The organism is Gaoshiqia hydrogeniformans (genome assembly GCF_049347105.1).
GTDB lineage: Bacteria > Bacteroidota > Bacteroidia > Bacteroidales > Prolixibacteraceae > Gaoshiqia > Gaoshiqia hydrogeniformans.
Map to the genome: position 1 here is coordinate 1,057,932 of NZ_CP186334.1, position 12,617 is coordinate 1,070,548.

The window sequence follows — 12,617 nt, forward strand, 5'->3', positions numbered from 1 at the left end:
CAGAATCGTTATGGAATACCGCAAATTGGGAAATTCGGAGTTGGAAGTGTCGGTAGTCACGTTTGGAGCGTGGGCTGTAGGAGGATGGATGTGGGGAGGCACCGAACACCGGGAATCGGTGAATGCCATCCGCGCTGCTTACGACCTGGGGGTAACATCAATCGATACGGCTCCTGTTTACGGGATGGGAACCAGTGAAGAAATTGTGGGCGACGCCATTCGCGGGATCCCGCGCGACCAGGTCCAGATTCTGACCAAATATGGTTTACGCTGGGATACCAAACTCGGGGATTTCTATTTCAGCAGCTTCGATAACCAGGGAGATCCGGTCAACCTGCATCGTTATTCCGGAAAAGAAAGCGTGATCAAAGAGTGCGAGGATAGTTTGCGCCGTCTCAAAACAGACTATATTGATCTTTACCAAATCCACTGGCCCGACACGACAACACCTGTCGGTGAAACGATGGAGGCCGTGGACCGGCTCATCAGAGACGGGAAAGTGAGGTATGCCGGGGTCTGCAACTACACAGCCGAACAAATGGAGGAAGCCGGAAAATCGATCGCACTGGTATCCAATCAGGTTCCGTACAGCATGGTTAAACGGGGCATTGAACATGAGTTGGTGCCTTACACGCTTAAAAATCAGAAATCGATATTGGCCTACAGCCCGATGGAACGCGGCTTGCTGACCGGAAAAATGAAACCGGGCCATCAGTTTGGCAAAGGTGACCACCGGGCAGGGAATCCTTATTTTACCAACGGGAACATTCGCCGGGTCAATGCTTTTTTAGATAAGCTGAAACCCCTGGCCGATGAAAAACACGCCACCATTGGTCAGTTGGTGATCCGTTGGACGGTAGAACAAGCCGGGATAACCATTGCCCTGGTGGGAGCGCGCGATGCCAACCAGGCCATCCAAAATGCCCGGGCGATGGATATCCGGTTATCGAACGAAGAACTGGCATTCATCACCGGCGAATTGAATCAACTTCAACTGGAATTATAATACCGGCGGGCACAATGAGTCACCCGCTGATTTGACGGTGACTCATACCTGGCTTTAGTTTACCCGCGTAACGCCGCCCGAAACCACAAACTTCATAGCCTCGGCCGGAGGCATGTTCAGTTTATGCACCGCTGAAGTCGCGATCATGAACAACTCGCCCGAAAAATTGTACGAGTGCGGGAAATACACGGCCACCATGCCCTGCAAGCCGAGTTCATCGAGGCTTTTCTGGGTAATAAAACCGATTTTCCACAGGTTGTTTTCGCTATTGATACAGACCATGACCGGCTCGCTGAATTTTTTCTCTTTACCGGCAAAAGCCGAAAACAAATCGACCAGCGAACTGTAAATCACCTTAAGCAGCGGGGCTTTCTCCAGCAGTCGTTCGCCCACCTTTTTAAAAGGGTTGGTGACCACGTATTCACCAATCAGTCCGAGCAGGGTAAGCAACATCACAATAATCAGCAATCCCAGCCCGGGAATGATGTGCCCCAGCCAGGTTTTTAACACATCGCGCAATATTCCGTCGATGAAATCGAAGGTTAAGAAGATGATGTAGCCGGTAATGGCAATCGGGGCTACCAGCACCAATCCCTTCATGAAGTATGAAAATAACTGTTTCATTTGCTTTCTGATTTTGATAAGTGTTTCGTAGGGAAAGTTACAAAATATCGGCAGACAGGCATGACCGGAAAATTGCTTTTGGGAAAATATTCGTGATTTGACCTGATCGGACCCGCCGGCCGGCTGATCAATCCGGATGTCATGGCGCTGATCTCCCAAAACCTCATTTAAACGACTGGCCGCATGATCTTTACAACCAAATCCAGGCAATTTCCTTTTCAAAAAGTGCTTGATTCCGGCCAGCCTAAACGACTAAAATTTATCATAACGCGTAAAAGAGATTCCCTGTTAACATCGTTTTTGACTTTCGGGGCTCCCCCATTTTTTGTATCTTTAAACTGCTTTTTAGATTTTGGGATGAAAAGCAAACAGATGTCATGTTTTTTAAGAGGCCACGCTCACCTTCAATCCCGGTTTTTTTACATGAACATCGGCAAGGGTTTATTTATTCAAAAAAAACGATTGAAATCATGAAGTATCGCTCTTATTCACTCAGCAACTATCGCGAAATTCCGCAGATAAACAAACTAACGGAAGAACAAAAGTTTGTGATTGACGTTGTTGGAGCAGTTTTGCCTTTTAAAGTCAGTAATTACATCGTCGATGAGTTAATTGATTGGGAACATTTTGAAGATGATCCTTTTTTTATCCTTAATTTCCCACAAAAAGGGATGCTCTCCGACGAACATTTCCACCGTATTGCCCGACTGTTAAAATTGAATGCAGACAAGGTTACACTGAAAAATGCCATAGAAAAGGTACGTCTTCAGCTCAACCCCAACCCGGCCGGACAGGAAAGCAACGTTCCGTATATGGATGGGATGCGTTTAAACGGAATTCAGCATAAATACCGGGAAACTGTTCTTTTTTTCCCGGCACAGGGACAAACCTGCCATGCTTATTGTACCTTCTGCTTCCGTTGGCCGCAATTTGCACTGAACAGTTTCAAGTTCGCGATGAAAGAAGCTGATTTGCTGGTCAGGTACTTGAAACAACATCCCGAGATTACCGATATCCTGTTTACCGGCGGCGATCCGGCGGTGATGTCGACCCGGCATTTTGCCAATTACTTCAACGCCATCCTGAATGCCGGCCTGGACCACATCAAGACCATCCGCATAGGAACCAAAGCGCTGACATACTGGCCTTATCGTTTTACCAGCGACAGCGATGCCGGCGAATTGCTTCACTTGTTTAAAAAAGTGAACCAGCAGGGTATCACCATCTCCCTGATGGCCCATTTTAACCACTACAGGTCGCTGGAAACAACGGCCGTCAAAAAAGCAATCAGCAAATTGAAAGCAGCAGGCGTTCAAATCAGGGCACAGTCTCCCCTTTTAAAACACATAAACGACCAACCGGACATCTGGGCGCGGATGTGGCGTAAACAGGTCGATCTGGGGATCATCCCCTACTACATGTTTGTCGCACGCAACACCGGCGCGCAGGATTATTTTGCCGTTTCGCTGGAAGAAGCATGGCGTATCTACCAGAAAGCGATCCAACAGGTCAGCGGGATCTGCCGCACAGTGCGGGGTCCGTCCATGTCGTGTGCCCCGGGAAAGATCCAGATCCTGGGAACCCAGAAGGTAAAGGGAGAAAAGGTATTTGTCTTGAATTTTCTGCAAGGCCGCAACCCGGACTGGGTGAACCGTCCGTTTTTTGCCCGCTACGATCCGCAGGCCATTTGGCTGGACGATCTGGAACCGGCTTTTGGTGAAGAGCAGTTTTTCTTTGAAAAAACCGAACTTAAGGTACAACATTATCCATCCAAAGCCCGTGTTTAGCGGGTTTCTTTATTTTCACCTCAAAGCGGTCCTCAACAACAGGGAAATCGCTTTTAAAATATTAATGTTCTTCATAGCTTGAATAATTATTACTATATTTATCACGGTTTTGGGTTTCGTCAAAAAAATGACTGTTCAAAACGCAGAAAATCGTACTAAACAAAATGTTTTCCAACAATTTTTCTCTACCTTGGAAGATCCCCGCAGAACAAACAAAGGCCATTTTTATTACCCGCTCGACGAGATACTTTTTCTTGTTATTGCTGCTGTGATCAGCGGTGCAGAAGAATGGGTCTCTATCCAGTTGTTTGGCAAGGCGAAGCTGGAGTGGCTCCGGCGTTTTTTTCCCTACAAGCACGGAATACCGTCCCATGATGTTCTCGGGAAGCTTTTCTGCCGGTTGGACCCGGTGCGTTTTAATGAATGTTTCATGGCCTGGGTCAACTCTATTTCTGATCTGACCAAAGGGGAGGTTATTGCATTTGACGGGAAAAGCATTTGCGGTTCAGGCCGGTTGGGTATACCCAAATCAGCAGTGCATGTGGTTTCTGCCTATGCCGCACAAAGCCGTTTATGCCTGGGCCAGGTTGGGGTTGACCAGAAAGAAAATGAAATTGTGGCCATTCCACAGTTGCTTGAACTACTTGCCATCAAAGGGTGCATCGTTACCATTGACGCGATGGGGTGCCAAAAAGAAATTGCCCGCAAGATCATCGGGCAAAAAGCCGACTACATTTTAATGGTGAAAGACAATCAAAAGGAACTCAAAGAACAGGTTGAGAAAATATTCCGTATCCAGAAAGATTGCACCCAGGACCAGACAATTGATGCCGGACATGGAAGAGTTGAAACCAGGACATGCCGTGCCACCGGGAAGCTGGACTTTATGGACGAGAAAGAACAATGGGAGGGGATACGGTCGGTGGTACAAATCAAGAGCGAACGGTATATTAAACAAACAGGGCAAACCAGTGAAGAAACCAGGTATTACATTACCTCCCTGAAACCAGACCCGGCAAAACTAAACCAGGCTATCCGTTCTCATTGGGCAGTAGAAAATAACCTGCACTGGTCTTTGGACGTGGTATTCAACGAGGATAACTTATTAAAAAAGAAGGATTACTCAGCGAGGAACTTTAATATTATTGCCAAAATTGCCCTGGCCTTGCTCGAAAAGGAACCATCACTTAAAGCATCCAAAAAAAAGAAAAGGCTCTTTGCTGCACTGAAAGACGATTACAGAGAAAAAGTACTCAAAGTTTAAAAGCGATTTCCCTGTCCTCAACAAACAAAACAAGCTCCGTAAAAAAAGTCTCAAATTCGTCTTTGATCAGGTCATATTCCGACACCAGCGTGTGCATGGCAAAGCCGGTTTCCTCCGGAAGACTGGTCCGCCGTCCCATAATTTCGAGCGAATGCCTGATCCCCTCAAGTTGGGCATACGACTCGAGCCTTTTGTGCTGAATTAAAAACGGCAGAAACGTTTTCACTGTTAACGGCAAATGAATAAAATTGGAAAGCAAAACGGCATGGACGTGTTTTGAAAACTGCCGTAAGGTATACACCGAATAAGCAGCCCAATACCGGGCCAGAAAGTGATCGAACACAACATCGGTCACAATGCCGGCATAACGTCCGTAGCCTGACCGGAACCGCCGCGAAGCCTGCCGCACCAGGGGATGGTGATCGGTGAAAGTATCGATACTCCGGTGAAGCAAAATACCCCTACCCACTTCTTCCCTAAAATTCAGGTATTGCTGCCCTTTCACGTAATCGCCGATAAAATTTCCCAGGATCAGCTCATCCGACTCGCCCGACAAGTATACATGTGCCAGATAGTTCATGATGCAAATTAAACAAATTTGACCGGATCAGGTTTCATCCCCATGAAAATCAACTCCGGACAGACCTAAAAAAACCTTGTTTCTTTCTGATCATTCCCCCTGAAACGATCTTCGCCGAAAGATTCGCATTTTCGCAAGCGAGATCAGCAAAACACCCAAAACGGTAAGTAAACCGCCCCACAACTGGTGCCCGAGCGGAAAAGTTTGGAAATACAGATAACTTCCGGCCAATACAAATACACCTTTTAAGCTCTGCACGATCGATGATTTGGAAACTTCGATGTATTTAAACGAATAATAGATCGTGAGGATACCGAGGAACGGACCAAAAAATGATCCAATCACAATGTTGGTCAGAGCCGATACCGGGATGGCCAAAGGTTTTCCAGAAATAAGCAGCATGACTGCCGATGCGAGAAACAACCAGGCCGACACGTTGGTATTCAGCACCTCGGCCGGAATTTTTTTCAGATTCATCTTGACGATCAGTGAAGCAACCGCCGCAAAAATCGCGTTAATCAGTACCACTCCGGCGCCCGGAATAAACAAGTCGGAAAGCGAAGTGCCACCCTGGTAGCTGATGACAAAAGCGCCCGTCAGGGCCAGCAACGCTCCGATTCCCTCTGTCAGGCTGAACCGTTCGCTAAGAAAAATAACGCCCATAATCGTGAGCAACACCGGGTAGATATTACCCAAAAAGGAGGTGACGGCCGGGTCAGGAATGATTTGAATGGACAGGTAAAAAGTCAGGTTGGTCAGAATTTCGAGAATACCCAACAGCAGCAGGATCCGCCAATGTGAAAAATTGAAGTTCCGGATGGCTGTAAGGCCGCCTGTTTTCACGAGCCAGCCCAGGTTAAACAGCAGCGAAACCGCAAACCAGTAAACGCCAAACTGGTACAAATGCACCTCATTCAGCGCCGCCTTACTGAAAATGTAAATATTTGAAAATGCCAGGGTAGCAACAATCGCGAAAAAATATCCTTTAACCCGGTCTGATTTCACTCGTCTGAATTTAGCGTCGTGCTCAATAATGATTTGGTATCAAAGAGAAGCCAAGCAAAATTGACTTCTCTTTTTTAGGCGAAAAATAAGGCTGGTTACAAGCGCGCTTTAATGGCTTTGGTCTCGGCTTCAAAACCAGGCTTCTCAAGCAAGGCGAACATATTCTTTTTGTAAGCTTCAACCCCGGGCTGGTCAAACGGGTTTACGCCAAGCGCATAACCGCTGAGCCCGCAGGCTTTTTCAAAGAAATAGATCAGTTGCCCCAGGTAATATTCATTCAGTTTGGGCAACTCAATCAGCATATTTGGAACGCCACCGTCAACATGGGCAATCATGGTTCCCAGTTCGGCCATCTTATTCACTTCATCAACCCGCTTATTGGCCAGGAAGTTTAAGCCGTCGAGATTTTCAGGGTCGGTGGGGATCCGTACTTCGCGATCGGGGCTGACCACAGAGATCACCGTTTCGAACAACTTCCGTTCACCTTCCTGGATGTATTGGCCCATCGAATGCAGATCGGACGTAAAGTCGACGCTGGCCGGGAAGATTCCTTTACCTTCTTTCCCTTCGCTTTCGCCGTAAAGTTGTTTCCACCATTCGGCCACGTAATGCAATTTGGGATTGTAGTTCACCAAAATTTCGATCAGTTTGCCGTTTTTATAAAGTTCGTTCCGCACGGCAGCATATTGTGCAGGCAGGTTTTTATCGAAAGGCACATCAACGCCCGATGCGCGTTCCATATCCACAGCTCCTTTTACCAGGGCACGGATATTAAAACCGGCCACGGCAATTGCCAGCAAACCCACCGGCGTGAGCACCGAGTAACGTCCGCCTACATCATCGGGGATCACGTAGGTTTTGTAGCCTTCGGTGTCGGCCAGTTTGCGCAGGGCACCGCGGGCAGCATCGGTCACAGCCACAATACGCGATTTGGCTTCTTCTTTTCCGTATTTCTCTTCAATATCCTGTTTTAACATGCGGAACGCAAGGGCCGGCTCGGTTGTCGTTCCTGATTTGGAGATTACGGCCATGGCGTATTCTTTGCTTTTCAGCAGTTCACGTAGTTCATACAAGTAATCTTCGCTGATATTTTGGCCGGCAAAAAGCACCTGCGGTTTATCGCTTCCTTTCAACTGGACAAAACTATCGGACAAGGCATCCAAAACCGCTTTGGCCCCGAGGTAGGAGCCGCCGATACCAATTACCACAAAAATGTCGATCTTCTTCGATTGAAGCAACTGAGCCGTTGCTTCGTAGTCGGTCAGTTCCGTTTCAGCGATCGAAGACGGCAGGTTCACCCAACCCAGAAATTCGTTTCCTTTTCCTGTTTTCTGATGAAGCGCTTCGTTATGCGTTTGCAGCTCTCCGGCGTAGGCATACACCGCATCTTTTGATATGAAACCGAATGTTTTATCAAATTTTAAGCTGATGTTTTCCATCTGTTTGTATGATTTTAAGGTTAATGCAATTCTCTTCAATTTATCCATGCCTGCCCGGTAAAAGCGATACTCCGTACGCGATTGACTCCCTGCCCTGGTTCCCGCGTCACAGTTCCTTACCTTAGCTTATCTGTCAGGCGGCGAATCTCTGCGGCCGGATTCACTCCTTCGTAAAGGATGTTGTAAACCGCTTCACAAATCGGGATATTTACCTTGTATTCCGCGTTTATTTCATGAATGGATTTGGTTGCATAATACCCTTCGGCCACCATGTGCATTTCGAGCTGGGCTGTTCGGGTGGTGTAACCTTTTCCGATCATGGTTCCAAAGGTACGATTTCGCGAAAACTGGGAATAGGTTGTTACCAGCAAATCGCCCAAATAGGCAGAACTCTTAATATCGCGGGTGATGGGATGAACTTTATCTACAAAACGCTTGATCTCCTGGATGGCATTGGCGACCAGCACCGCCTGAAAGTTATCGCCGTAACGCAGCCCGTGAACAATTCCGGAGGCAATGGCAATAATGTTTTTCAATACCGATGCGTACTCCGTCCCATAAATGTCGTCCGACACGTGCGAACGGATATACGGACATTCGAGCCTGACCGCGAAATCGCGGGCCCGTTTAATATCCGGACAGGCAATAGTGAGATACGATAAACGCTCCAGTGCCACCTCTTCAGCATGGCAAGGGCCGGCAATGACGCCAATCCGGTCGTAAGGCACCTTGAACCTGCGGTGGAGATATTGTCCGACAATCTGGTTTCCCTCGGGGACAATCCCCTTAATGGCCGAAACAATAAACTTTTGGTTGATATTCACGTTCAGTTCGGAAAGCGAACGGTCCAGAAAGGCCGAAGGTATCGCTAAAACCAACAGGTCCGACTGCGCGATGACCTCATTGATATCATTAAAAAAGTCAATCCGGTTAACGTCAAACTCCACGCCCCTCAGGTAACTGGGATTATGTTTGAAACGCTTAAACTGGTCAATATTTTCCGGGTTTCGGAAGTACCAGTTCAACCGGTCAACATTATTCAGGAGAATTTTTGCCAGAGCGGTAGCCCAGCTTCCACTCCCGATAATTGCTATTTTCGGTTCAGTAAACATAGTTGAGCGCTCAATGTTACGCGAGCCATTGCTTCACGTCGTCCATTGAGGGATTTTCCAATCCCAGTTTATTTTTTTTATTGTACCCGCAAAGATCGTTGAAGAGCTTTCCGGCTTTCACTTCTTTTAACGCATCCACTTTTTTAAACCCCATCTTTTTAAGCACATCCACCCAATCGCCGGGAACCCCCAACACTTCAAATTTTTCATCGGGGTCGGTGTCGGCTTTTTTCTCCGGTTTCATTTGCGGAAAGAACAAAACATCCTGAATCGACGGGCTGTTGGTCATAAACATGGTCAGGCGGTCGATCCCGATTCCCATACCCGATGTTGGCGGCATACCATATTCGAGGGCCCGCAAAAAGTCCTGATCGATAAACATCGCTTCATCGTCTCCTTTTTCAGAGAGTTTCATCTGATCCTCGAAACGTTCGCGTTGGTCAATCGGGTCATTCAGTTCCGAATAAGCATTGGCCAGCTCCTTCCCGTTGACCATCAGCTCAAACCGTTCGGTCAAACCGGCCTGATCGCGGTGTTTTTTGGTCAGCGGTGACATTTCGACCGGATAATCGATGATGAAGGTTGGTTGAATATAGTGATGTTCGCATTTTTCGCCGAACAGTTCATCAATCAGCTTGCCTTTTCCCATACTCGGATCTGTTTCGATTCCCAGCTCGGCGCAAATCATACGGAGTTCGTCTTCCGATTTCCCGGCAATATCGTAACCGGTATGTTCTTTTATGGCTTCGTACATGGTCACACGCGGATACGGACGTTTAAAATCGATCAGCTTATCGCCGACCTGCACTTCTGTTTTTCCGTGTAAGGCCAGGGCCACGCGTTCCACCATTTCTTCCGTGAAATTCATCATCCACTTATAGTCTTTATAAGCGACATAAATTTCCATGACGGTAAACTCGGGGTTGTGTGTCCGGTCCATCCCTTCATTGCGGAAATCCTTGGCAAATTCATAAACACCTTCGAAACCGCCAACGATCAGCCTTTTCAGGTAAAGCTCGTTCGCAATACGCAGGTACAGCGGAATGTTCAGCGAATTATGATGGGTAATGAACGGACGTGCAGCAGCGCCACCCGGAATGGCTTGCAAGATGGGCGTTTCAACTTCGAGGTATCCCTTCTCGTTGAACATCGCGCGCATGGTATTGATGATTTTCGTTCGTTTCAGAAAAACATCTTTCACCTGCGGGTTGACAATCAGATCGACATAACGCTGGCGGTAACGTTGTTCCACGTCGGTAAACGCATCATAAGTTACCCCATCCTTTTCTTTCACCACAGGAAGCGGCCGCAACGATTTGCTCAGCAACTTCAGTTCTTTGACATGAACCGATTTCTCGCCTACCTGCGTGATAAAAGCAAAACCTTTCACTCCAATAATATCGCCAATATCGAATAACTTTTTAAAGACTTCGTTATAGAGGGATTTGTCGTCGCCGGGGCAAATTTCATCGCGGTTAATGTACAACTGAATACGTCCGGTATCGTCCTGCAGCTCTGCAAAAGATGCTTTTCCCATAATTCGCTGACTCATGATCCTGCCTGCCAGAACAACATCCTGATAGTTTCCTGCTTCAGGTTCAAACTGCTCCCTGATTTCTGCTGTTTTTGTATTCACCGGATATTCTTCAGCCGGGTAGGGTTCAATTCCTGACTCGCGTAATTTTGCCAGTGAATTCCGCCGGATGATCTCCTGCTCGCTCAGCTCTGCTATACTCATGGGTAATCTTCCTTTTGAATTTGCTTTGAAAAAAATCTGTGCAAAGATAACAAAGAATTGAATAATCCCTACTGGACGGTTTCTTCAAACTAAAACGAACAAAATCAGTTGTTTGTAATTTTTCACCCGATGTTGATAATTTTATGGTGAGGCTAATGATTTGAGAGGATGAAATTTACACCGGCATAAAATTACCGGCACCGGCCGAAGAGGATAACCGGCTCTCCTTTTTGTTTTCCAGATCGGTCTTCATTTTCTATCTTTGAAAAATTTAAGTTGTTCGTAAATACGTGGCGGTGGAAATAGGAATGGATAAAATGTGGAAGGTCAAACAACAAGGCGACATAAATGTAATCAAGCATTTATCGGCAGCCCTGAATGTCAACATGGTTATAGCCAATCTGTTGGCTCAGCGGGGGGTTACGTCGTTTAATGAAGCCCGGTCGTTTTTCAGGCCAAAACTCTCCGACCTGCACGATCCGTTTCTGATGAAGGACATGGACAAGGCTGTGGAACGACTGGAAAAGGCCATCAGCTCCCGGGAAAAGGTGATGATTTACGGCGATTATGATGTTGACGGTACCACCTCGGTGGCCCTGATGTACCAATTCCTGCGTACCCGCATCGAAAATCTGGATTTCTACATTCCCGACCGCTATTCGGAAGGATACGGAATTTCGCCGCGAAGTATCGAATACGCTGCTGAACAAAAGTGCTCACTGGTTATTGTACTCGATTGCGGCATTAAGGCCGTTGAAAAAATAAAACAGGCCAAAGAACACGGCATCGATTTCATTATTTGCGACCATCACAACCCGGACGAAGTCATTCCCGATGCGGTTGCGGTACTCGACCCCAAACGCCCGGACTGTAACTATCCGTATAAAGACCTTTCGGGTTGCGGAGTTGGGTTCAAACTTTTGCAGGCTTACATCTTAAAAAATGATATTCCGGTCATCGAACTATACGACCTGCTGGACTTGGTGGTCGTGAGTATTGCATCGGACATTGTTCCGGTAACGGGTGAAAACCGCGTATTGGCATATTACGGACTTAAAAAACTGAACTCAAACCCCAGCCTTGGGCTAAAAACAATCATCCGCCTCTCCGGACTCGACGGGCAGCATATTTCCATCAGCGATATTGTTTTTAAGATCGGCCCCCGGCTGAATGCTTCCGGCAGGATTGAGCACGGCAAAAAATCGGTGGAAATCCTGGTGATTACCGACGAAGATGAATCGACCCGCCTGGGCGATGAAATCAACTCATACAACGAAATCAGGAAGACGCTTGACCGGGATATCACCCAGGAAGCGCTGGATATGATTGCCCACGACCCCATTCAGGCCGAACGAAATGCCACGGTATTATACAACCGCGACTGGCATAAAGGCGTCGTGGGAATTGTCGCGTCGCGCTTAACCGAACATTATTACAGGCCCACGGTTATTCTGACCGAATCCAACGGACTGGCCACGGGCTCGGCCCGCTCGGTCAAAGATTTTGACCTGTACGAAGCCATCGGGCAGTGCAGCGACTTGCTCGAATCGTACGGCGGGCACATGTATGCCGCCGGACTGACCATGAAAATTGAAAACATCCCGGCTTTTACCCGCCGTTTTGAGGAAATTGTAAGAAACACGATTACTGACCTGCAACAAACAGAGATACTGGAAGCTGACGCCAAAATTCAGCTCTCGGAGATCAGCCCGAAATTTTACCGGGTTTTAAAACAGTTTGAACCTTTTGGACCCCATAATATGACTCCGTTGTTTATGACCGAGAATGTGCTTGACAGCGGCACCAGCCGATGTGTGGGCCGAAATATGGAGCATCTGAAACTCGACCTGGTGGAGCCAACGGGGAACTCATCCATTTTTTCAGCCATTGCATTTAATCAGGCAAGCCATTACGAGGCCATCAGCCAGGGATTGCCGTTCGATATCCTTTACTCGATTGCTGAAAATGAGTTCCGGGGGAAAACCAATCTACAGTTATACATCCGGGATATTGCAGCCAAAATATATTAATCCTGTTTTTTACTAACCTATTAAAAAATCTC

General features: G+C 47.3%; 10 protein-coding genes. 4 read left to right on the top strand and 6 right to left on the bottom strand.

What is annotated here, in order from left to right; all coding sequences use genetic code 11:
* Nucleotides 1-10: 10 nt before the first annotated feature.
* Complete coding sequence (locus ACOIT5_RS04380) at nt 11-1,006, top strand: aldo/keto reductase (protein WP_423129249.1); 996 nt, start codon at nt 11-13, stop codon at nt 1,004-1,006.
* Nucleotides 1,007-1,060: 54 nt separating this feature from the next.
* Here ACOIT5_RS04380 and ACOIT5_RS04385 read toward each other — a convergent pair whose 3' ends face one another.
* Nucleotides 1,061-1,630 carry a DUF502 domain-containing protein gene (locus tag ACOIT5_RS04385; protein ID WP_423129250.1) on the bottom strand — a complete coding sequence of 190 codons (570 nt, stop codon included), beginning with the start codon at nt 1,628-1,630 and terminating at the stop codon, nt 1,061-1,063.
* Between the two features lie 470 nt (nt 1,631-2,100).
* Between ACOIT5_RS04385 and ACOIT5_RS04390 the strand changes: the two genes are divergently transcribed.
* Nucleotides 2,101-3,417 (top strand): KamA family radical SAM protein, encoded by a 1,317-nt coding sequence (locus tag ACOIT5_RS04390; protein ID WP_423129251.1) that lies wholly within the window; start codon nt 2,101-2,103, stop codon nt 3,415-3,417.
* Between the two features lie 127 nt (nt 3,418-3,544).
* Nucleotides 3,545-4,681 (top strand): ISAs1 family transposase, encoded by a 1,137-nt coding sequence (locus ACOIT5_RS04395; RefSeq protein ID WP_423126340.1) that lies wholly within the window; start codon nt 3,545-3,547, stop codon nt 4,679-4,681.
* Here ACOIT5_RS04395 and ACOIT5_RS04400 read toward each other — a convergent pair.
* The 5 genes from ACOIT5_RS04400 to lysS form a co-directional block, all read right to left on the bottom strand.
* On the bottom strand, nt 4,671-5,261 hold the full coding sequence (locus tag ACOIT5_RS04400; protein ID WP_423129252.1) for an ACP phosphodiesterase: 591 nt from the start codon (nt 5,259-5,261) through the stop codon (nt 4,671-4,673). The two genes, ACOIT5_RS04395 and ACOIT5_RS04400, sit on opposite strands and share 11 nt — an antisense overlap.
* Before the next feature lie 90 nt (nt 5,262-5,351).
* Complete coding sequence (locus ACOIT5_RS04405; protein WP_423129253.1) at nt 5,352-6,266, bottom strand: DMT family transporter; 915 nt, start codon at nt 6,264-6,266, stop codon at nt 5,352-5,354.
* Nucleotides 6,267-6,361: 95 nt separating this feature from the next.
* Nucleotides 6,362-7,705: a glucose-6-phosphate isomerase gene (locus ACOIT5_RS04410; protein WP_423129254.1), complete on the bottom strand. Its 1,344-nt coding sequence runs from the start codon at nt 7,703-7,705 to the stop codon at nt 6,362-6,364.
* A gap of 116 nt (nt 7,706-7,821) precedes the next feature.
* A complete protein-coding gene (locus ACOIT5_RS04415; protein WP_423129255.1) occupies nt 7,822-8,817 on the bottom strand; it encodes an NAD(P)H-dependent glycerol-3-phosphate dehydrogenase in 996 nt (331 codons plus the stop codon).
* Between the two features lie 16 nt (nt 8,818-8,833).
* Nucleotides 8,834-10,555 carry a lysine--tRNA ligase gene (lysS, locus tag ACOIT5_RS04420; RefSeq protein WP_423129256.1) on the bottom strand — a complete coding sequence of 574 codons (1,722 nt, stop codon included), beginning with the start codon at nt 10,553-10,555 and terminating at the stop codon, nt 8,834-8,836.
* Nucleotides 10,556-10,851: 296 nt separating this feature from the next.
* Here lysS and recJ point away from each other — a divergent pair, with 296 nt between their 5' ends.
* Nucleotides 10,852-12,585 (top strand): single-stranded-DNA-specific exonuclease RecJ, encoded by a 1,734-nt coding sequence (gene recJ, locus ACOIT5_RS04425; RefSeq protein ID WP_423129257.1) that lies wholly within the window; start codon nt 10,852-10,854, stop codon nt 12,583-12,585.
* Nucleotides 12,586-12,617 lie beyond the last annotated feature (32 nt).